The sequence below is a fragment of the Candidatus Moranella endobia PCIT genome (assembly GCF_000219175.1).
Lineage (GTDB): Bacteria > Pseudomonadota > Gammaproteobacteria > Enterobacterales > Enterobacteriaceae > Moranella > Moranella endobia.
On record NC_015735.1, the window covers coordinates 104,782 to 127,950 of the forward strand.

18 protein-coding genes, 1 tRNA gene and 2 pseudogenes are annotated in these 23,169 nt (G+C 41.6%); 20 read left to right on the forward strand and 1 reads right to left on the reverse strand.

Annotated features, from left to right (window positions below; all coding sequences use genetic code 11):
* The first annotated feature begins 362 nt into the window (after window positions 1–362).
* The 9 genes from mutL (at window position 363) to mnmG (ending at window position 13,417) form a co-directional block, all read left to right on the forward strand.
* On the forward strand, window positions 363–2,348 hold the full coding sequence (gene mutL / locus MEPCIT_RS00455) for a DNA mismatch repair endonuclease MutL (protein WP_013975501.1): 1,986 nt from the start codon (window positions 363–365) through the stop codon (window positions 2,346–2,348).
* Window positions 2,341–3,285, forward strand: coding sequence for a tRNA (adenosine(37)-N6)-dimethylallyltransferase MiaA (gene miaA / locus MEPCIT_RS00460; RefSeq protein WP_013975502.1), 945 nt, complete (start codon window positions 2,341–2,343; stop codon window positions 3,283–3,285). Before mutL ends, miaA begins: the two co-directional genes overlap by 8 nt.
* 64 nt (window positions 3,286–3,349) lie before the next feature.
* Window positions 3,350–3,616, forward strand: a complete 267-nt coding sequence (hfq, locus tag MEPCIT_RS00465; RefSeq protein ID WP_013975503.1) for an RNA chaperone Hfq — start codon at window positions 3,350–3,352, stop codon at window positions 3,614–3,616.
* Between the two features lie 330 nt (window positions 3,617–3,946).
* Complete coding sequence (gene hflK, locus MEPCIT_RS00470) at window positions 3,947–5,164, forward strand: FtsH protease activity modulator HflK (protein WP_013975504.1); 1,218 nt, start codon at window positions 3,947–3,949, stop codon at window positions 5,162–5,164.
* On the forward strand, window positions 5,164–6,153 hold the full coding sequence (gene hflC / locus MEPCIT_RS00475) for a protease modulator HflC (RefSeq protein ID WP_015580548.1): 990 nt from the start codon (window positions 5,164–5,166) through the stop codon (window positions 6,151–6,153). Before hflK ends, hflC begins: the two co-directional genes overlap by 1 nt.
* A gap of 687 nt (window positions 6,154–6,840) precedes the next feature.
* Window positions 6,841–9,171 carry a ribonuclease R gene (gene rnr / locus MEPCIT_RS00480; protein WP_013975506.1) on the forward strand — a complete coding sequence of 777 codons (2,331 nt, stop codon included), beginning with the start codon at window positions 6,841–6,843 and terminating at the stop codon, window positions 9,169–9,171.
* A gap of 209 nt (window positions 9,172–9,380) precedes the next feature.
* A complete protein-coding gene (rlmB, locus tag MEPCIT_RS00485; RefSeq protein ID WP_013975507.1) occupies window positions 9,381–10,118 on the forward strand; it encodes a 23S rRNA (guanosine(2251)-2'-O)-methyltransferase RlmB in 738 nt (245 codons plus the stop codon).
* A 324-nt stretch (window positions 10,119–10,442) separates the two neighbouring features.
* The gene (gpmA, locus tag MEPCIT_RS00490; RefSeq protein ID WP_015580549.1) at window positions 10,443–11,156 is read left to right on the forward strand and encodes a 2,3-diphosphoglycerate-dependent phosphoglycerate mutase; all 714 of its coding nucleotides are present in this window, start codon (window positions 10,443–10,445) and stop codon (window positions 11,154–11,156) included.
* A 371-nt stretch (window positions 11,157–11,527) separates the two neighbouring features.
* On the forward strand, window positions 11,528–13,417 hold the full coding sequence (mnmG, locus tag MEPCIT_RS00495; protein WP_013975509.1) for a tRNA uridine-5-carboxymethylaminomethyl(34) synthesis enzyme MnmG: 1,890 nt from the start codon (window positions 11,528–11,530) through the stop codon (window positions 13,415–13,417).
* A gap of 1,346 nt (window positions 13,418–14,763) precedes the next feature.
* Here mnmG and MEPCIT_RS00505 read toward each other — a convergent pair.
* Window positions 14,764–15,870 (reverse strand): porin OmpC, encoded by a 1,107-nt coding sequence (locus MEPCIT_RS00505; RefSeq protein ID WP_013975510.1) that lies wholly within the window; start codon window positions 15,868–15,870, stop codon window positions 14,764–14,766.
* Window positions 15,871–16,161: 291 nt separating this feature from the next.
* On the opposite strand from MEPCIT_RS00505, the gene rpsF reads away from it, so the two are divergent.
* From rpsF to rluB, 11 genes and pseudogenes are all read left to right on the forward strand, one after another.
* Window positions 16,162–16,572, forward strand: a complete 411-nt coding sequence (gene rpsF, locus MEPCIT_RS00510) for a 30S ribosomal protein S6 (RefSeq protein WP_013975511.1) — start codon at window positions 16,162–16,164, stop codon at window positions 16,570–16,572.
* A gap of 3 nt (window positions 16,573–16,575) precedes the next feature.
* Window positions 16,576–16,902: a primosomal replication protein N gene (priB, locus tag MEPCIT_RS00515; RefSeq protein WP_013975512.1), complete on the forward strand. Its 327-nt coding sequence runs from the start codon at window positions 16,576–16,578 to the stop codon at window positions 16,900–16,902.
* Window positions 16,903–16,906: 4 nt separating this feature from the next.
* A complete protein-coding gene (rpsR, locus tag MEPCIT_RS00520) occupies window positions 16,907–17,134 on the forward strand; it encodes a 30S ribosomal protein S18 (RefSeq protein ID WP_013975513.1) in 228 nt (75 codons plus the stop codon).
* Between the two features lie 38 nt (window positions 17,135–17,172).
* Entirely contained in the window at window positions 17,173–17,625 is a 453-nt protein-coding gene (gene rplI / locus MEPCIT_RS00525) for a 50S ribosomal protein L9 (RefSeq protein WP_013975514.1), read from the forward strand.
* 287 nt (window positions 17,626–17,912) lie between these two features.
* Window positions 17,913–18,908, forward strand: a complete 996-nt coding sequence (gene pgl, locus MEPCIT_RS00530; RefSeq protein ID WP_013975515.1) for a 6-phosphogluconolactonase — start codon at window positions 17,913–17,915, stop codon at window positions 18,906–18,908.
* Window positions 18,909–19,085: 177 nt separating this feature from the next.
* A pseudogene (locus MEPCIT_RS02535) lies at window positions 19,086–19,403 on the forward strand (serine hydroxymethyltransferase); the annotation flags it as partial.
* A 106-nt stretch (window positions 19,404–19,509) separates the two neighbouring features.
* Window positions 19,510–19,988 (forward strand): annotated as a pseudogene (locus MEPCIT_RS02540) (PLP-dependent aminotransferase family protein).
* 69 nt (window positions 19,989–20,057) lie between these two features.
* On the forward strand, window positions 20,058–20,789 hold the full coding sequence (locus MEPCIT_RS00540) for a UDP-2,3-diacylglucosamine diphosphatase (RefSeq protein WP_013975516.1): 732 nt from the start codon (window positions 20,058–20,060) through the stop codon (window positions 20,787–20,789).
* 373 nt (window positions 20,790–21,162) lie between these two features.
* Window positions 21,163–21,239 (forward strand) — tRNA-Val (locus tag MEPCIT_RS00545).
* A 333-nt stretch (window positions 21,240–21,572) separates the two neighbouring features.
* Window positions 21,573–22,181, forward strand: a complete 609-nt coding sequence (locus MEPCIT_RS00550; RefSeq protein ID WP_013975517.1) for a riboflavin synthase — start codon at window positions 21,573–21,575, stop codon at window positions 22,179–22,181.
* 139 nt (window positions 22,182–22,320) lie between these two features.
* Complete coding sequence (gene rluB, locus MEPCIT_RS00555; RefSeq protein ID WP_013975518.1) at window positions 22,321–23,151, forward strand: 23S rRNA pseudouridine(2605) synthase RluB; 831 nt, start codon at window positions 22,321–22,323, stop codon at window positions 23,149–23,151.
* Window positions 23,152–23,169: the final 18 nt, after the last annotated feature.

Consider the following 23,169-nt stretch of genomic DNA (forward strand, 5'->3'; position numbering starts at 1 on the left):
CTAACCCCCAAAACTAAGAAACACCATATCGTACAATTGGTTAAAACCCGGTATTTTATCGCATGTAAATTTATCGCACGTCAAGATGAGGTAGGCATGTATGTACTTAGGAGGCTAAAGAACAAAAAAATAACTTATGGCTTGTGCAGCTACTTTATATTACTGTAAAAGTAAAAGCTTAGTTTGTCAGCCGATCAATGTAGGGTTAAGATAGTACATAATACCTGAACAACAAGCAACACGCTTGATGGAGTTTTCTTCAACACAATAAAAAAGTACCAAAAATCATGTATTGCCAATAATAAAATGCTAGGAAACAAGTTAGTAATACTGTTCGTTGAAGAATAGAGGACCAAATTATTATGCCTATTCAGGTACTGCTACCACAACTTGCAAATCAAATTGCTGCCGGAGAAGTAGTATCTCGACCAGCGTCAGTGGTTAAGGAATTAATTGAAAATAGTCTTGACGCTGGAGCAACTAGTATTAATATCGATATTGCACAAGGTGGCACTAAAAGTATTCGTATCCGTGATAATGGCAGTGGTATTCCTAAAGAGGAATTAGCATTGGCTCTAGCTCGCCATGCAACTAGCAAAATCGCTCGCATGGAAGATCTAGAAAGAATTACCAGTATGGGTTTTCGCGGTGAGGCATTAGCAAGTATTAGCTCTGTGTCACGTCTGTACTTGACTTCACGCATGATCGGGCAGAGCAAAGCTTGGCAGGTATACGCAGAAGGGAGCGAACTTGCTGTTACTATTAAACCGGCAGCTCATCCAGTTGGCACTACAATAGAAGTATTAGATTTATTTTATAATACGCCCGCTCGTCGTAAATTTATGAGCACCGCAAAAACTGAATTTACCTATATCGATGATATTACCCGACGGATCGCTTTGTCTAGATTCGATGTAACGTTTATTTTGCAGCACAATGGTAAAATTGTACGCCAGTATCGTGCTATTAGCCATAAATATCAGCATCAACGTAGGCTAGTTGGGCTTTGTGGTCAGGCTTTTGTTGAGCGAGCCATGGGAGTATCCTACCATAATAGCAACCTGGCTATCCACGGCTGGATAGCTAATACCGCTGGGGTAGCGATTATTCCAGAGTTAAAATACAGTTATGTCAATAGGCGCACGATGAACGACAAATTCATCACTCATATCATACGGAAAGCCTATCAAGAACAATTTACTGAAACGCAACAGCCAGCTTTTGTGCTATTTCTTGAAATAGATCCGCAGCAGATAGATGTCAATTTTCATCCTACCAAACATAAGGTAAGATTTTACCAGGATCGTCTGGTACATGATTTTATTTACCAAGCAGTAGCTAACACTCTAAAACAAAACTCGGCGCCACCGAGTTTTGTTGATGTCAACGAACCATGTGTGCTAGATAATAAACAGGATAACGAACCAAATAATATTTCCTCGGTTATCGCAGAAGTCGCAAACAAAACACGAGTTAATAGCAATCTTTCTCGCTCAGTAGTTAACGTAAAGAATAGTAAGAAACAACAGAGTAAAAAACATTCCACTAGTAGTGGAAATAGTTGCAGTACAAACGATAAGAAAAAAAAAGATTCTATTTACCATCCAGTGCAAAAATCTACTCTTACTCTATTATATAATGAACAAAATGCACAGCAAATAGAGCCCAAAACCGAATATTGTAGTTCATCTACAAGCAACAACAAAGAGCTGCTAAATAACCGAAAAATATTATCTACCTTCAATGTTGTTGCTGAAAAACCATTCAGCACTGAGCTCAAAGCTATAAATTATACCGAAAGTTTCGGTAAAATATTAACACTGATTGAGTACTGTTATGCGCTAATAAAATCAATGCGCCATCTAGCACTTATATCGCTACCGGTTGCCGAACGTTACCTAAACGAACATCAACTGCTTCCAGTCAATGCGCTTATGAGCGCTCAACCATTAATAATTCCCCTGCACATAACACTATGTGCAGGGGAAATTGTCACCCTTAAAAAACATCAGTTGCTAATGCAAGAAATGGGTATATACCTACAACCTGATATTAATAAGGCAATATTACATACTGTACCTTTACTATTAAGTAAACAAAATTTACACAAATTAATTCCAAAAATGTTACGCTATCTCAGTAATGAAGTGTCAGTGACACATCAAAATATTGCGGTATGGCTTGCCCGCAGACTACAACCAGAATCCAGTATCTGGAGCTATTCACAAGCTATACAGTTACTTACAAAGGTCGAACAGTTTTGTCCACAATGGGTGCAAAATCCGCCTTATGGACTTATGGTAAAGTTAAATTTTGAGAACGCTATTAAAGCTATGAACTATGACTGAAACAAAAACATTACTACAACGACCTCAGGCGATTTTTCTGATGGGACCAACAGCATCAGGCAAAACCGCACTAGCAATGGCATTACACCAGCATCTACCTGTGGATATTATTAGCGTTGATTCAGCGCTAATGTATCGTGGCATGGATATAGGTACAGCTAAACCCAGCGCTGACGAGCTTGCTCGAGTACCACATCGTCTGATAGATATACGAGATCCAGCAGAAACTTATTCAGCTGCCGAATTCAGAATAGATGCAATTAAGGAAATGAATGAAGTCACTAAGTCTGGTCGTATACCGTTATTGGTAGGCGGGACAATGTTCTACTTTAAAGCTCTATTAGAGGGATTATCAAATTTACCTCCTGCAGCTCCAAAAGTACGCGAAAAAATTAAACGCGAAGCTGAAATATTTGGGTGGCCGGCGTTACACTGTAAATTGCAACAAATTGATCCAATTGCAGCAAAGCGTATTCATCCTAATGATAAGCAGAGATTGGCGCGCGCACTAGAAATTTTTTTCGTTTCCGGTAATACTTTAACCGACCTAACAAAAACCTCAGGTGAAACATTGATGTATAGAGTACATCAATTCGCCATTGCACCACTTAACCGCATATTAATATATCAACGTATTGCTCGGCGCTTTCATCATATGTTGGCAAACGGTTTTGAACAAGAGGTTAATGCGCTTTTTTATCGAGGTGATCTTAACCAAAACCTACCATCAATTCGTTGTGTAGGTTACAGACAACTTTGGTCCTATCTATCCGGCAACACTAGTTATGATGATATGGTATTTCGTGGAATTTGTGCTACCAAACAACTTGCCAAGCACCAAATTAACTGGCTAAAAGGATGGCCCAATCTTCATTGGCTGAATAGCAATGAACCGGTCGCTGCCTTAAACAGTATATTACAAACTGTAATTGTATAACTTGGATAATATTTACAAAATTACTTTCTAACACATAACATAAAATAAATAAGGAAAAGCAAGAATGGCTAAGGGGCAATCTTTGCAAGATCCGTTCTTGAACAAATTACGTCGAGAACGTACTCCGGTTTCTATTTATTTAGTAAATGGCATTAAACTACAGGGACAGATTGAGTCGTTCGACCAGTTTGCTATCTTATTGAAGAATAATATCAGCCAGATGGTTTATAAACACGCAATTTCAACCGTTGTACCAGCGCGTTCTTGCTTGACGAATTACAGCATAACTATTGGAAAATCCTTGCAACAGGAAGGTGATAAAGATAAATAAACAAGCATATCCCTGTTGGCGGTTTATTTACAATAATATAATTCTATTATCTAATCTTTCTGGTACAGATGAGTAGATAAGAACAATACCAGTACATAAAAACCATCTACATAAATTCAATATAGCTCTATATAGCCTATCTATGGCAAACGAATTAGTAGCGGCTTGTAAAGCACAACTATAACTAAAATAGGGTAAAACACCACCATAGTAATACTTCCACTGCCTGATAGCATCGCATCTATGTAAACAAATAGCTTTTCAAATTTTAGAATTGTCTCACCTACAAACAGAATAACATTATCATTAAAATAACATGGAGCTAAGAATATGGCTTGGAATCAACCTAATAATCAAGGATATGACCATGAATCATGTGGGACTAACAATAGTAGTGGTACATGTAGCACAAATAACAATAAACATGAACAAATAACGATCAATATTGATGCTTTATTCCGCAAACTAATCTTTACTCTGAGCAGGTTAGTTAACAAAGACAGTAGTACTGGCAACAGTTCAATAGGGAAAAACAGCCGGTATATAGTTCTAGCGTTTGCGGCCTTTGTGGTAATCTGGGCAAGCAGCGGCTTCTATACGATTAAAGAAGCGGAACGTGGCGTATTGTTGCGTTTTGGCAAATTTGATCATTTGGTTCAACCTGGCTTAAACTGGCAGCCAAGTTTTATTGATACTGTTACCGCAGTCAACGTTGAGTCGGTGCGGGAGCTGGCTGCGGCTGGCGTTATGCTTACATCAGATGAGAATGTGGTACGAGTGGAAATGAATGTACAGTATCGCGTGACCGACCCTGAGCGCTATTTGTTCAGTGTAACCAACGCCGAAGATAGCCTCAGCCAAGCAACTGATAGCGCTCTACGTGGAGTAATCGGTAAATATACTATGGATCGAATACTAACCGAAGGTCGTACTGTCGTGCGTAGCGATACCCAGCGCGTGCTAGAAGAAATCATCCAACCTTATAACATGGGTATCACCTTATTGGATGTTAACTTCCAGGCGGCTAGACCACCAGAAGAAGTGAAAGCCGCATTTGATGACGCTATTGCCGCGCGGGAAAACGAACAACAATATATCCGAGAAGCCGAAGCTTATTCCAATGAGGTGCAGCCACGAGCTAACGGTAAGGCACAGCGCATTCTAGAAGAGGGACGTGCTTATAAAGCACGTAACGTGCTGGAAGCACAAGGAGAAGTACAGCGTTTTAAAAAAGTGCTACCAGAATATAAAGCGGCGCCAGCAATTACACGCGAACGTCTTTATATTGACACGATGGAACGAGTCTTGAAAAAAACCAATAAAATTCTGGTAAATGATAAGGGAAACAAACAATTGATGGTGCTGCCCTTAGATCAAATATTGCATAATAAGCCGGTAGGCAATAGCACAATTAGCTCAGGTAACAAAAATGATAAGAGCAATTTGCGGCGGCTACCTAACGCCAGCGAAAATATCACAAATCAGCGAACTATTAATGCACAGCGTGACGATACCACGCGCAAAGCAAAGGGAGGGAATAAACTATGATGCGTAAGCCTTTAATGCTTATTACAGTGATAGTACTGGTATTACTGTATGCATCATTATTTTTAGTACAAGCAGGTCAGCGTGGCATCGTTCTGCGTTTTGGTAAAGTATTGCGCGATAGCAATAACAAACCGTTAATTTATAATCCAGGCCTGCACATGAAAATACCATTTATCGAAACTGTCAAGAATCTTGATGCGCGCATTCAAACAATGGAAAATCAGGCGGATCGATTTGTTACCATGGAGAAGAAAGACCTGATTGTTGATTCTTATATCAAATGGCGTATTAGTGACTTCAGCCGTTATTATTTAGCAACTGGCGGCGGCGATGTTTCACAGGCAGAAGTATTACTAAAACGGAAGTTTTCCGACCGGCTACGCTCAGAATTAGGTCGATTAGATGTTAAGGGGATTGTCACTGACTCCCGCAACCGCCTGATGACAGATGTGCGCGAAGCGCTTAATAACGGCACGTCTGGTGACGATGAAGAAACACAATCAACAGCGGTCGATAACGCAATCGCTTCCGTTGCCGCACTAGTAGAGCTTGAAACAAACAGTTTGCCGCCAGGGGTAAATCCAAATAGTATGGCAGCGCTTGGTATTGAAGTAGTAGATGTACGTATTAAGCAAATTAACCTCCCAACGGAAGTATCCGATGCTATTTATCAGCGCATGCGCGCAGAACGTGAGGCAGTTGCCCGTCACCACCGTTCACAGGGCCAAGAAGAGGCTGAAAAGCTGCGTGCCGCTGCTGATTATGAGGTTACTCGCACTTTGGCGGAAGCAGAGCGTCAGGCGTTGATTATTCGCGGTGAAGCAGATGCTAAAACTGCCAAGCTATATGCCGATGCATTTAACGAGGATCCAGCTCTATACTCTTTTATCCGCAGTCTGCGTGCATATGAAAACAGCTTTAACAATAACGATGTGATGGTGCTCAGTACAGAGAACAATTTCTTCCGCTTCATGAAAGTACCGGAATAGATAGATTTAATGTTATTGGCGACCGTTAGCAACGGTCGCATCTTATATCTATCACGCACGCTATTAAGCAGCAATGCTGAATCACTCATCAATTACGATCACGGCAGGTAGCAAACAATTTTACCTAAGCCCTAAGCTATGAATTATCAAACGATAATAATATTATTACTGAAATATTGAGCTGAAAATTACTTGGTTTTACACATTATTACTACACTGTCGGATAATTTAAATCTAGTAATCACGGCACCTATCCATTTATTTATCTATCCCCACTGATTTGTTTGGAAACAATGAATAGTTACTATACGTACGTTTTACGTACGTTTAAGGCTATGGATAAACCGCAAAGAAAGACGATAGACAGTAGTTAAGATTTTAACGTTGCATATGAATTCAGCTTGATCTTACCTACTCTCATATTGTTTCAAGCAAGATGTGAAGTTATCGATTTTATTCCTAACAACCACATGGTGAACATGAGAATAAAAAAAGAACGAAATTAGTTTCCAAACCATTTATTTTATATCGCAATATTGTTATCCAACAATAAACGTGCATAAAGTAATTGTTGAACAACAAATTTATCGTTATTAACGCAGGCGTCTATAGTTTTTGTGGCGTTACATGCTAAGCATGGACAGTAACATGATTGCCTAAATCACCGCTATAAATGGAGATAGCACAATGTCACCAAGTACCTTTCTGCAAAGAAAGGCAGAAAAAAACAAGTTCTCAGTACCTAGTCGAGAATTGATCCTCGCTTATTTAGCCAAGCGAGAACAACCAGTTAGCTGCGAAGAATTAGCGAGCGAACTAAAACTAAACATCAGTGCTAAAAATCAGTTGGATGGCTTACGTCGTCGGCTACGCGCTATGGCGCGAGACGCGCAATTAATTTTTACTCGCCAGCAGTGCTACTATCTACCAGAGCGCTTAGATGTTGTACGTGGTACGGTCATTGGCCATCGTGATGGTTTCGGTTTTTTACGTGTAGAAGGTAGCAAGAACGATTACTACTTGTCCGTAGAACAGATGAAAATGGTTATTCACGGCGATATTGCCCTGGCACAGCCACAGAGCAAGGATCACAAAAATCGCCGCGAGGCACGCATTGTGCAGGTATTAGTGCCAAAAAATAGCCTAATAGTTGGACGTTTTTTAAGTAAACACGGTAGCGCTTTCGTAGTGCCAAATGATAGCCGTCTCAATTTCAACATACTAATTCCACCGGAAGCGACCAATGGCTCTAGCATGGGTTGCGTAGTGGTTGTTAAACTTACCCAGCGCCCAACTAAGCGGACCAAAGCTATTGGCAAAGTAGTAGAAGTACTAGGCAATAATATGGGTACCAGTATGATAGTAGATATTGCGCTACGTAACCACGATATTCCATACTTTTGGCCACCGGAAGTTGAGCAACAAATTGCTGAGTTGAAAGAAGAGGTACAGGAAGAGGAAAAGTACGGTCGTATCGATTTACGAGCACTACCTTTTGTGACTATCGATGGCGAGGATGCACGCGATTTTGACGATGCTGTGTATTGTGAGACCAAACGCAACGGCGGCTGGCGTCTGTGGGTAGCGATCTCTGACGTTAGCTGTTATGTTCGCCCGCATACCCCGCTTGATCAAGAAGCCAGCCGGCGAGCAACATCAATTTATTTTCCCTCGCAGGTAATACCAATGCTACCTGAAGCACTGTCCAATGGATTATGCTCTCTTAATCCTAAGATGGATAGATTATGTATGGTCTGTGAAATGACTATCTCAGCGCAAGGTCGTCTTTCTTCCTATAAGTTTTATGAAGCTGTGATCAATTCTCACGCTCGCCTGACCTATAACATAGTTTGGAATATTTTACAGAGCAAAAAGTCATTGCACACCCACTACTTGTCGCTCATAAAATCGCTAATGCAGTTACATGAAATGTACCAAACTTTAGAACAAGCCAACTTTCAGCTTGGTAGTCTCTATTTTGAAATTGAGGAGGCAAAGTTCATCTTCAATGCTGAGCATCGCATCGCGCGTATAGAACCAGTGAAACGCAATAATGCTCATAAACTGATCGAACAATGTATGATTTTAGCGAATATTGCCGCAGCGCGCTTTGTTGAGAAGCATCAAGAACCAGCATTGTATCGAGTACATGAACGTCCAAACAACGACAATATCACTTCTTTACGAACGATATTAGGCGAATTAGGGATGACCTTGGGCGGAGGTGATAAACCCGAAGCGAAAGATTATGCTAATTTATTAAACCAAGTCTATAGCCAGCCAAATCAAGAACTATTGCAAACAATGTTACTGCGATCAATGAAACAGGCGATTTATGCTCATGAAAACCGTGGCCATTTTGGGTTGTCGCTGCAGGCTTATACACATTTTACTTCACCTATCCGCCGCTATCCTGATCTTACGCTACATAGAGCAATTAAATATATTATTGGCCGTCAAAATGGTAAAGTTGACGGCCGCACTACGCCGACTGGGGGCTGGCATGCTGAGCTGGAAGAAATATTAACAATTGGCAAACAATGTTCGCTAGGTGAGCGACGAGCAGATGAAGCGACCAGAAACGTAGCGGACTGGCTAAAGTGCGATTTTATGCAAGATCAAGTTGGAAAGGTATTCAAAGGAATTATTACTAGTGTCACCAGTTTTGGCTTCTTTGTGCGGCTAAATAATATGTTTATCGACGGCCTAGTGCATATTTCGTCCCTATACCATGACTATTACCGTTACGATAATATTGGTCAGCGACTGATAGGAGAGTTATACGGCAAAATTTACCGGCTAGGGGATGCAGTTGAAATATACGTCAAAGCCGTGCATATGGAAGAACGCAAAATTGATTTTTCATTAATTGCTAGCTACCATCAGCCGATGGTAGCTAGCAATATGGCAAACCAATGTCAACAGAAAACCAAAAACAAAGTAAAAACAAGCAGTATTCGAAATAAATACCAGCGCAGCCGAAGACACAATACAGTGCAAAAGACCACTGGCAACTAATAAAACTTTCGTTCAGGCGGCCGTAAGTAGTAATTACAGCAGGATGTCATATCGGCTAAGCACCGACTACTACTCAGGTTACCTTAGCAAAACAACTAGCGGTAACATAAGCAGCCAGCTGCCACTGGTTACTGGCAGCTGGCTACCAAGCCAGCAGAAAACTGCTGTTCCGGCACCCACTTTTAGCACCACTCCAAAAAAAAAACATTATGATCGAAATTATTTACGGTATTCATGCCATATTAACACTGCTGGAACATAATCCTCAGCATTTACTGGATGTATATTTGTTAAAAGGAAAAAACAAAAACAGTTTACAGCCTATAATTCAGCAACTGGAGCAAGCCGGCATAATAATCCAAATAGCCAGTCGCAAGTGGTTTGATGAGAAAGCTGCAGGGGCCATACACCAAGGCATTATTGCCCGCGTACAAGCTAAGAAGCAACAACAGTTGCAAGAGAATGATCTACCAGCACTGCTAGCACAGTTAGCCATGCCGCTACTACTAGTTTTGGATGGGGTCACCGATCCACATAACCTTGGTGCCTGTCTACGCTGTGCCGATGCTACTGGTGTACATGCGGTTATTGTTCCGCGTAATCGAGCAGCACCGTTAAACGCAACAGCTAAAAAAGTAGCTAGTGGCGCGGCGGAGACCGTGCCACTATTCCGTATTACCAATCTAACGCGCACGCTACGTATTCTGCAAGCGCATAATGTATGGATTGTGGGAACCGCAGGCGAGGCTACTCATACTCTCTATCAGAGTAAATTAACAGGGCCATTAGCTCTAGTAATGGGCGAGGAACACGTAGGTATGCGCCGTCTAACCCGTGAACACTGTGATGAAATAATTAGCATTCCCATGGCTGGCGCCGTTTCGTCCCTTAATGTGTCGGTTGCAGCTGGGGTATGCCTATTTGAAGCGGTACGACAACGTCGTTAAACATACTATTGCTACCTGATTCACTACCGGATTCACATTCCATATGTTAGTTCTTCTAATGTTATTAGCATCATTGTGACCCACAATTAGGAATTACACTTGCGCAATTACACCGAAATAAGGCTAATTTTTTTACACTAGCTAGTTTATTGGTATTACTACGGTTGTTTAATGAAGCTGTAAACGTTTAGCGTGTATTAAAATTATATATTATTTATTTTACTCTGACTATCTTACCCATCGAGCTAGTGGTTGCACTATTAATATAGAAAGATTATTATAAATATAATTCGAATGATTAGTACGGTGAGGAATTACATAATGATGGCTGTAACTAAGCTAGTTCTAATACGTCACGGTGAAAGCCAATGGAATCATGAAAACCGTTTTACCGGCTGGACGGATGTTGAATTATCGGCAAAAGGTCGCACCGAATCAAAGATAGCTGGTAAAATATTGAAATCAGCAGGTTATAAATTTGATGTTGCCTACACCTCTGTACTGAAACGAGCTATTAACACCCTATGGTATATACTAACCGAACTAGATCAGGTTTGGCTACCAGTGGAAAAATCCTGGCGTTTGAACGAGCGTCATTATGGTGCACTACAGGGACTCAACAAAGCTAAAACAGCAGCAAAATACGGTGATGAACTGGTTAAACAATGGCGGCGTAGTTTAGCGATTATTCCTCCTGCACTAACCATCGATGACCAGCGTTTCCCAGGCCACGATATACGCTATGCCAAATTAACCGCTAACGAATTACCAACCACAGAAAGCCTGGCGTTGACTATCGATCGCGTTCTGCCTTACTGGAAAGAAAATATTTTACCTCGTATGAAGAACGGTGAAAGGGTGATCATCACAGCCCACGGTAACTCCATTCGAGCAATGGTAAAATTTCTGGATAATCTTAGCGAAGAAGTGATCACAGAACTAAATATTCCTACAGGTATACCATTAGTGTACGAATTTGACAAAAATATACAAGTTATTAATCATTACTACCTTGGTAACGCTGATGAGATAGCATAAAGCTGCCGCGGTCTCTGTAATCACGTCATGCTAGCATCTAGTCTAGCGCTAGCATTATTGCACATCACGAACATCCCCTATCACAGTCAGATCAAATGATTGTCTCGATTCCAACTTCGGTTGGATAAATTGACTATAATAAAAAAACTGCATTGCATTCTTAGCTACTGTTGTAGTAGCTATTAAGCGCTATATCATGCTTATTCCACCCTTACGTAGTAAGCTTTTAAATAGCTTATATACGTACACAGCGTGCTCGATAACTGACTTGTCTAAATAAATGTGATTTCATCAACTATAGATATTCTTAGTTTTGTCACTGTACACTTTCAATAATATTGAATTTCATGAATTAACGTGAGGTTTTTGCTATGTTTGATTTAGATCATTTCGATGTAATTATAATTGGTGGCGGTCATGCAGGCACGGAAGCTGGAATGGCTTCGGCACGGATGGGATGCAAAACTATGTTACTAACACAGAATATTGATACACTTGGACAAATGTCTTGTAACCCTGCAATTGGCGGTATCGGTAAAGGACATTTAGTAAAAGAAATTGATGCTATGGGCGGCGTGATGGCACAGGCCATCGATCATGCTGGTATTCAATTTAGGAGGTTAAACTTCAGTAAGGGGCCAGCAGTTAGGGCGACCCGCGCCCAGGCTGATCGCTTGCTTTACCGTCAGGCGGTGCGCGCAGCGCTTGATAACCAGCCCAATTTACTAATTTTTCAACAGGAAGTAGAGGATCTAATCATAGAAGGTGATAGTGTCGTCGGCGCTGTTACTCAAATGGGACTTAAATTCCGCGCCCGTGCCGTGGTTCTTACCGTTGGGACCTTTCTCAATGGCAAAATACATATAGGAATGAATAACTACAGCGGCGGTAGGGCAGGTGATCCGTCATCAAGTGCACTATCGCGCCGTCTGCGTGAGCTGCCATTCCGGGTGCATCGCCTAAAAACTGGTACACCACCTCGCATTAATGTACGTAGTATAGATTTTACACATCTAGCAATGCAGCGAGGAGACAATCCACTACCGGTTTTCTCGTTCCTTGGATCTGCGGATCAACACCCGCGCCAAATTCCATGTTATATTACCTATACCAATGATCATACTCATGAAATAATACGTCAAAATCTTGATCGTAGCCCAATTTATGCTGGCATTATTGCAGAAGTTGGGCCACGCTATTGTCCTTCAATAGAAGATAAGGTCATGCGCTTCGCTGATCGTAATGCCCATCAGATTTTCCTCGAGCCAGAAGGGCTAACCAGCAATGAAATTTATCCCAACGGCATATCAACCAGCTTACCGTTTGATGTACAGATGAAAATTATTAACTCCGTGCAAGGTCTAGAGAACGCACGCATAGTGCGTCCAGGCTACGCAATCGAGTACGATTTCTTTGATCCACGTGATCTAAAGCTAACTATGGAAAGTAAATTGATCAATGGACTGTTCTTCGCCGGCCAAATCAACGGTACTACCGGATATGAAGAGGCAGCAGCCCAGGGTATGCTAGCTGGTTTGAACGCAGCAAGACTTGCGATCGGTAAAACTGGTTGGTCACCACGGCGTGATCAAGCCTATCTCGGCGTACTAGTAGATGATTTATGTACTCTTGGTACAAAAGAGCCTTACCGTATGTTTACCTCGCGTGCCGAATATAGACTGTTGTTACGGGAAGATAACGCAGATCTTCGGCTAACGGAAATTGGTAGAAAACTAGGAATGGTAGATGATATGCGCTGGGCAAGATTCTGTTCTAAGCAGGAACAGATAGAGCTCGAGCATCAGCGTCTGCGTAATATTTGGGTACATCCCCGCAGCGCCGGCATAAAAAAGCTTAATACGCTGCTTAAAACACCGCTGAAACAAGCAACTAACGGCGCCGAATTACTGTGCCGCCCAGAGATAAATTACGCACAGCTGACCAGTTTGAATGATTTTGGTCCAGCAATCACTGACGAGCAGGCAGCAGAACAGATCGAGATCATGATTAAATATCATGGTTATATTATTCGTCAACAGGAGGAAATTGAACGTCATATACGCCATGAAAATACACTGCTGCCAACTGATATTGATTTTAGCGTTGTATCTAGCCTATCCAACGAAGTTGTAGCTAAACTAAATGCTTACAAACCCCAATCTATCAGCCAGGCTTCAAGAATTTCTGGAGTTACGCCAGCTGCCATTTCTGTTTTGCTGGTCTGGCTGAAAAAACAAGGATTGCTACGCAGTAGCGTCTGAAAAAGACTGCATAACTCAATAATTAATATTAAACTAAACTACTAACTATGCGCCGATAGCATATAGTTAGTAGTTACCACGACGAAGGTAATAAAGTTAATACTAGGTTACTAGTTATCTGCTTAACGTGATATGTGGAAACCTTGGCAGCACAGCACTAGTAAGTTCGTGGTGCTGCTATTATCGCAGCAATAATAGCTGTCAATAGTCATTTTTCCCTAACCAGTAACTAAACTAACTAGCGGGGAAACTAGATTTGTACAATAAGACTATGTTAATCCAATATCTCACGCCTGCTCTGTATCTAAGATAAAAGCAGTGCTAACTAAGAAAGGCATTACTTATGCTAGCGCAAGTAATGTAATCCAGCGATGATGTAAATAATTTATATATAGTTAGTTACAACAACAGCTAATAATACAGCTAAATTTAGGTATAAATTGGGACTGCCGCCAGTAATAGCTGTGATAGCAACAGTTTAAAGTGTCAAGTAATGCTAGCAGCCTAGCATATCAGATACGAGCAAAATGCCCCTGATCGCCCCAAAAAATATGCCAAGCATCCGGTTAGTACTCGATAAACCAGTTTTTTCCACAAGTACAAACCAGCGAAACAGACTAACCATAAAAATTAGGTATATGTTCCTGACATGTAATTGTTACAATATTTGCCATTTATGCCCGCGCAATGAACGATACCACTGGCAAGCAAGATTGTTTCTAGTAACCACAGAAGGTGGTACCTTTGCCGTTGGTACCACGACCTACAATGATCCAGGTAGCTGGAAAGATGTAGCTTGAGGAATAAGTATTTATATCTTTTTATTCATGAGTTTATATGTTAAATCTTCACTAGAAGATAGCCTAACAACTTTAAGCCATTGTTATTATGGCGACAATCGATATCAGCATAGTGCTTTTTTTAACAACTCTGAAAATCTTAATATCAAATGCTGTAATAATATTACTAGATGAGATCTAAAAGTTATAGAACACTCATTTAGTTAAACTACACAGCTAATATAATAACTAATTAGCCTACCACGGCCTATCACTATAATTTTGCAAATGCATATTTGCTGTCCGGGAAGTAACTAATAGTGGAGTGGTAAGATAATACCGAAGCAATAATATAATAACGGCCACTATTAATTTTTATTTGATGTACGGCCACTATCGCAATCTCTTGATCTTGCTGTTGTGCAATAGTTGTATATACATGTTGTTTATATTCCAACTACTGATTGCCAAGTAGTAATACTAAAAATCAACATTATTTAGCAGCGAGTATTACTACTCATATCATATGGACAGTTTATCTGTATCAACTCAAGCAACTAATATTTGTTAAAACATATATGTCAGGCCTAACGCAATGATATTTTTGGTTGATATTTGTGCGGCACTGATAAAATCATTATTGGAAAGCAAATTGATGCGATAATCAATGAAAGTAAGCATGTGTTTGCTGAAGTTATACCTAGCGCCAACATCAATATGTTTTTTAATATCTTGTCTTTTACTACTATAGTCACTGTCCACGCGCAACTGTAGATAACCAAGAGAAGGACGCAGGCCAAAATATAATTTATATTGTGCTATTAATGCAATATTGTGCGCATTTTTAGCAACACCATACTTTTCGCCAGTGAATTTACCGTAGGACGTCATGTTACGGGTTTTACCGTACAGAGCCGCCAGATAAATTTTATCGGCATTATATTTCATGCCGAAAAAGCAAGCCTGAGCTTTTTTACCTGTATTACGCGTAATCTTCTGCAAGCGCTGATACATAGTGCGATTACTGCTGGTAACTGCAGCACCGGCTGAAACTCCCTTACCAAAATCGTAAGTAACTGATATACCATAGCCTACGCCATTTTCTTTCTGGAGATCAAGATCTGTTTTATGCTCAACTTTGCTATCATTTTTTCCTTGATATTGCAGTGCAAAATTAAAGCCATCTAACCTGCCGAAGCAGTTGGTATTGCGATAGGTTAGCAAGCTATTGGCGCGGCCAGTAATAACATTATCAGTAACTGTGGTATCCCCGCTGAATACTAGCACAATATCTGTCCAGGCACCGACGTCATACAGTACTCCGTAGTTCCGTCCATAATCGATACTGCCCACGTTGGTGAACTTGATACCGGCAAAACCTAATCGGCTAAAGTGATTGTTTGCGACTATACTTTCGGTATGGCGCAACCCAACTTCCTGTTCCAAGGTACCGAAACTAATAATATTAGCGCTAAGCTTGGTTTCTGCCCGGAAGCCATAACGAACAAAAGAACGATCACCGTTTTTATTAGCATAAAATGACATATAACGTATACAGTTGAATTTACCGTACAAATCAAGTTTATTACCTTCTTTATTATAAACTTCGGTGGCTCTGGCACTACTTACCATCGCTATTGCCGACATTAGTACAGAAAGATATTGTATTTTCATCTTGATACCCTCTATATATGTTATATTTTGCCACTAATAACTTAACAGCAGCAAAGGCTAAAATAACAACAAGAGTATGCAAAAAAATTGCAGCTCACTAATCAAGCTGATATTTCACTGAGCAAAAATTATGCTAAAACGCAAAAATAAGACGACGTTGTCCTTGTTTTTAGCCAACTAGCTCATTATAATTGCGCGCCGTTTTTCGAATAAAAACTTATGTATAAGTTCCTTACTTCCATGGGATAAAGTTGACCATCGGAGGTTGAATAATCCGTAAGGAGCCATTCTATGCGTCATTACGAAATAGTTTTTATGGTGCATCCTGACCAAAGCGAACAGGTTACTGGTATGATCGAACGCTATAGCAACCTGATTGCTATTGCTAAAGGCAAAATCCATCGTCTTGAAGACTGGGGACGTCGTCAGTTAGCGTACCCAATTAACAAACTACATAAAGCGCACTACGTTCTGCTGAACGTAGAAGCACCACAGAAAGTAGTAGAAGAGCTAGAAATAGCTTTTCGCTTCAATGACGCCATTATCCGCAGCATAGTCATGCGTGTTAAGCACGCCGCAACTGAAGCATCTCCGATCGGAAAAGTAAAAGACGAACGCCGCAAGCGCCGTGAAAATTTTGTAATCGATACTAACGAAGATTCTAATGCTGGTGATTCTGAAGAATACGATCATGTTAGATAGATCATGTTAGCAAACCGCCTGATGCTGTCGGGCATAGTGTGTAAAACACCTATACGTAAGGTGAGTCCTTCCGGTATTTCACATTGCCAGTTTGTGCTTGAGCACCGTTCTGTGCAGCACGAGGCTGGTTTTTCACGCCAGGCATGGTGTAGATTGCCCGTTGTGTTTAGTGGGCAACAAACTATTAATATAAACAGTATTATATTAGGCACGCATATTGCAGTGCAGGGGTTCATTAGTTGCCATCAAGGACGCAATGGCTTAAGCAAAATAGTGTTACATGCTAAAGTGTTACATGCTGAGCCAATTGATTTGATATATGGAGACTAGCCTTATGGGAAGTTATTTCCGTCGTCGCAAATTCTGCCGTTTTACCGCGGATGGCGTTGTTGAGATTGATTACAAAGACATCGCTATGCTGAAAAACTATATCACTGAAAGTGGAAAAATTGTCCCGAGCCGGATTACCGGTACTCGTGCCAAATACCAACGGCAGCTAGCCAGCGCTATCAAGCGTGCGCGTTACCTTGCGCTATTGCCGTACACTGATCTGCATCATTAATCAGTCTGGATCTACTAATTATTTGAGAGGAGAAAATGATGCAAGTGATTCTGCTTGCTAAAGTAAGTAACCTGGGCGGTTTTAGTGATCAGGTTAAAGTGAAAGCTGGCTATGCTCGTAACTACCTAATTCCGCAGGGCAAAGCAGTGCCAGCTACCAAGGAAAACTTGAAAGAGTTTGAGGTACGTCGTGCTGAATTGGAAACAAAACTGGCGGATATTCAGGCTGCCGCTGAAACACGCGCTGCAAAACTTCAGGAAGTAGGTTGCATTATTATTGCGGCTAAAGCAGGCAACGAAGGTAAACTTTTTGGCTCTATTGGTGCCCGTAACGTCGCGGACGCAATAACTACTGCAGGAGTTAATGTAACTAAAAGTGAAGTACGTTTGCCACATGGTGTGTTGCGCAATATTGGTGACCACGACGTCAAAATTCAGGTATATAACGATATGTTCGTTACCCTGAATGTAGTAATTGTGCCTGAAGCATAACCGTAGCAGGCCGGCCTGACTAACCTATGTCATAGTTCCCCTATGATGGCGGGCATGGCTGCAATAACAGCCATACATACATAACATAATATGGTGGTTTAGTTTGTTGTTGTTTTTGCTGAACAAAACATAAAAAATAGCAAACCTGGGAATCACGTAGACTGTTCTTCTTGAAATTCTGCATGTAATTGTAATGGTGGTTACGACTAGATCTCATTATGACGCAAACTGTGCGACTTGTTGATTGAGGCTATTACAGTAAATTATTATTAGAATAGGAGAATGAAATGATACATATTGTCTACGTTGCTAGCCCAGAAAGTCAGCAAATACACGTCTGGCAAATGGATAATCAAGGCTCGCTAACATTATTGCAAGTGTTAAACACCCCCGGTCAAGGGAAGCCGATGGCAATTCATCCAGCGAACACACACCTATATATTGGTGTTCGGCCGGTATGTGGTGTGGTAAGCTACTACATTGATAAACTAGGGTTGTTAACCGAAGCTAATATAACGCCGTTGCCGGGTAGCCCGACGCATTTAACCACAGATTCAAAGGGCAAGAAACTGTACAGCGTTTCCTATAGCAGCAGTTGTCTCAGCGTCAGCCCCATCGATGAGCATGGTATCGTCGGCGCGCCGCAGCAAACCCTGGAAGGATTAACCAACTGCCATTCCGCTAATGTAGATACCATCAATAAGTTACTCTGGGTGCCATGCCTGCAAGAAGATCGTATACGACTCTATGCTATTGACGAGTCTGAAAATTTGACAACTCTAAAGCCGGTGGCGCTAAAAAGTACCGGCGCTGGACCACGTCATATGGCTTTTCACTACAGCGGTAATTATGCCTATGTCATCAATGAACTCAGCGGTATGGTGCAGGTGATTGCTATAAACGCCGCGCGCACCGGTCCGCGTATTGTGCAAACACTAGATATGATGCATTCTTCTGGATTGAGTGATACCCGCTGGGCGGCTGATATTCATATTACTCCTAATGGAAATTTGCTTTACTGTTGCGATCGCACCACAAGCATTATCAGCTGGTTTGCAGTGTCGGAGGAAGGCAACGTACTAAGTTTTTTGGGCCAACAGAAAACTGAAACCCAGCCTTGTGGGTTCAATATCGATACCCAAGGGCGTTTCCTAGTTGCTGCCGGGCAGAAATCGCACCATATAGCAGTGTACGCCATCGATGCAAAATCAGGCAAACTAGCGCCCATAGCACGCTATGAGGTAGGGCAAGGACCGATGTGGGTATCGATCATAAAACGGTAAGTAACTACTGCACGTGCGCACCTAGCTTTTAGCTTAAAGCTATCTAGACCATAGAACAACATCAATCAGGCATGTTTCTCATGTATAGTGGTTTGCGGATAGATAGTAAGAGGAAACAGATGTTAAAAAAAGCATGACATAAACATTGCAGATTATGATGCTGAATTGTGGCAGGCAATGGAGCAGGAAGTAATGCGCCAGAAAGAGCACATTGAACTGATTGCCTCTGAAATACACTAGTACCAGAATTATGCAGGCTAAGGGCTCACAGCTAACCAATAAGTACGCTGAAGGTTATCCCGGTTACTATGGCGGATGTGAATATGTAGACGTGGTTGAGCAATTGGCAATCGATCGCGCGAAAGCTTTGTTTGGTGCCGATTATGCAAATGTACAGCCTCATTCTGGATCACAGGCAAATTATGCTATTTCAGCCGGTCGATACAGTGCTTTACATGCATCTAGCACACGGTGGTCATTTGACAAACGGTGCTTCAGTTAATCTGGTAAATTATATAATTTATATAATAAATAATATCGTGCATTAATGTATGACAGACTTAATTCAGCTGTTTTCCATGGTGCGCAGGGCGGTCCGTTAATGCATGTCATCGCCGCTAAGGCAGTTGCCTTGAAATAGGCCATGGAGCCAGCGTTTAAAACTTACCAGCAACAGATAGTAGAGGTTTTCTTATTTCGCGGTTTCAAAGTAGTATCAGGCGCTACCAATAATCACCTGTTCTTGCTAGATTTACGGGAAAAAACCTTAACGGACAAGAGGCTGATATTGCCCTGGGCCGCGCAAATATTACTGTTAACAAAAACAATGTACCGAACGATCAACAAAGCCCGTTCGTTACCTACTGGATAAGTATTGGTACACCAGCTGTTGTCACCCGCCGTGGTTTTAACGAAGCTGATGTGCGCACATTGGCGGGCTGGATGTGCGACGTTCTTGATAATATCAACAACAATGCAGTAATTACACGTACCAAAAACAACGTTCTGGAGCTATGTGCCCTTCATACAGTTTACGGTTTATGTTCAATGACAGCGTTTTTACCCGCTAGAATATGTTGATAAAAAACTAAGACGTTATCCTGATTTTGAACATAACCACATTACCGATATCAAGGTAACTACGCCAACATGTCAACGCTGTTCATCTCAGATATTCATCTTTGCGCACAAAATTCGGCTACTACCGCCAGTTTTCTGCATTTTTTGCGTAACAGGGCCCTGGACGCTCAAGCATTATATATTCTTGGTGATTTGTTTGAGACATGGATAGGGGATGATGATCCTAATCCGTTACATCACGAAATTTCTGTTGCACTGCAAATTTTGGGTCAGCGCTGTATTCCCTGCTATTTTATCCATGGTAATCGTGATTTCCTACTCGGTAAGCGCTATGCTATAACTTGCGGTATGACGCTGTTGTCAGCACCGCAGGTTATGCAGCTTGATGGGCTTAGTGTCGTGATACTGCATGGCGACACGTTGTGTACCGACGATAGCGAATACCAGAATTTTCGCCGATTAGTGCATCAACGCTGGCGGCAACGACTATTTTTATCGCTACCATTGCCATTGCGGTTAAGAATTGCCAATAGAATGCGCGCGAAGAGCCTGCATGTAAATGCAATTAAAACCTACGATATCATGGACGTTAACACACAGGCAGTGATGACATTGATGGCGCACACTGGTGCTAAGGTGATGATACATGGCCATACCCACCTACCAGCTATTCACCGTTTACCTGGTGCGCGCTGTCGTGTTGTGCTTGGTGCTTGGCACCGCCACGGGTCGGTTATTGAGGTTACGGCCACAAGCGTTAAACTATGCGAGTTCTCTGTTAAGACTACTGACTACTCATAGTCTATAATCTATAATCTATCTTTGGGTCAGCGCTGCTATCGAGGCGAATAAAGAAAAAACTCTAGATTAAAATTACAACCAGCAGCGCATGTTTCAGACAGCAGTCTAGGCTAGCTGGCTAGAGCTCAACATATTCTAGAAGTAGCAGCATGAAGAATAATATATTACAGACGTTCCTGAGATGCCACCTGCGCTTATGTCTAACGGTGACAAACTGACTTAATAAGCACATTGCATTATTAATCAATGGAATCAAGGGCGGCATATAGGTGCAATTAATATTTCGCTCGTTTGTAGACACTGCCAGTTGCCCAAAACCTTGACTTAGTGGCTATGATCATGACATCATATAGTACTTACTATCATTTTTTAGGCGTCCGTAGCTCAGTTGGTTAGAGCACCACCTTGACATGGTGGGGGTCAGTGGTTCGATTCCACTCGGACGTACCAAATACTATCTTAGTTACTAGTTCTATTCAGTTAGACCACCACAGGTGGGTAATTGATATTTCATGATTGTATTTTTTTTGCTCATTCATGTCGACGTATTTTTCGGTATAGATAGAAGCAAATATAGCAATAATCGCTATATTTATTAATTTATCCCTTCTAAACATGTCATAAAACTAACACATCGGGACTATATATAGTCTAAGTATGGCTGTGCTAGATATTAGCTAGAACCTAAATTATCTATGATAACTTGTGATAAGTTATCATTTATCATACAATATATATAAAATAAGCAGTTAATACGTCAGTTTTAGCCAGATGAGGAAGTGCATGTTTACAGGGATTGTGCAAACCACAGTGCCCATTATTGCGATTGAAGAAAAAAATTATTTTCGTACCCATTACCTCCGTCTTCCTGCTGAGCTGTTGCTTGATTTATCCATTGGCTCCTCTGTCGCCCATAATGGTTGTTGTCTGACAGTTACCGGAATTAATAGCAACATGGTAAGTTTTGATCTGATGAAAGAAACGCTCATACTTACCAACTTGGGCCAGCTTGGGGTCGGCGACGAGGTTAACATTGAACGGGCGGCGCGCCTACAGGCAGAAATTGGTGGACATCTTATGTCAGGGCACGTTAGATGCACAGCCGAACTAACTAAAATTATCACATCAGAGAACAACCGACAGATTTGGTGTTCAATGCAAAATAGGCAACTAATGAAATATATCCTGCATAAAGGCTATATCGGCGTTGAAGGCATAAGTTTGACGGTAGGCGAGATTACAGGCAGCTGTTTTTGTGTGCATGTGATACCTGAAACTTTGTTGCGCACCAACCTAGGTCAAAAACGGCTCGGCGAGAGCGTCAATATCGAACTTGACCCACAGACGCAGGTAATTGTTAATACCGTGGAACGGGTATTAGTTAGTAAGTAAGTTAGGCGCGAACGTACAGCAGTATCTCGATCTAGTACGGGATGTAGGTAGATAGCAGCATAGCACCGGAAGGACCATCGATAGCAGCCAATAAATTATAATCTTAACAACTGAGTATTCCGATAAGTATATATCTTATATGAGATGCGCAAGGCATGACAAACTACAAAAAATCCTGGCCCGCTCCGGATATGGTGCACGCAGAAAGATCGAAGCACTTATTGAGCAGGGTCGCGTGAGCGTAGACGGTCAAGTTGCTACTCTGGGAGATCGTGTGGAGGTAATTAATACTACCAAGATCCGCATTGATGGTCGAATTATCACTATCCAACCGGTAGAAAACAATCGTTGCCGCGTGCTGGCATATTATAAACAGGAAGGCGAACTATGTACACGCCGCGATCCGGATGGAAGGCCAACGGTGTTTGATCGCCTGCCACTTCTCAATCATTCCCGCTGGGTGGCCATTGGCCGCCTGGATATCAACACATCAGGGCTATTGTTATTTACCAATGATGGAGAACTTGCTCATTTCTTGATGCATCCTAGCTGTGAAATCGAACGTGAATATGCCGTGCGTGTTTTCGGCATAGTGGATGAGGGGAAATTACGTCAGCTGACCAGCGGTGTTCAGCTAGAAGATGGTTATGCTTACTTTAACAGCTTGAAGTTACAGGAGGGGGGAACAGGTCTAAACCAGTGGTACACTGTTACTCTGAAGGAAGGGCGTAATCGCGAAGTGCGGCGAATGTGGGAAGCAGTTGGACTACAAGTAAGTCGTCTTATCCGCGTGCGCTACGGTAACATTAGCCTGCCCAAGGGAATGCAACGCGGCAGTTGGGCTATGCTGCCGCCAGAACAGATAAGTTATCTTATGCGACGGGATTATACTGGTAACACAATCAAAGCACATTCACGCTGTAGTGGTAACCACCATAGCAAAAAAAAAAAACAACTACACAGTAGATAACAAATTACATTGTAAGTA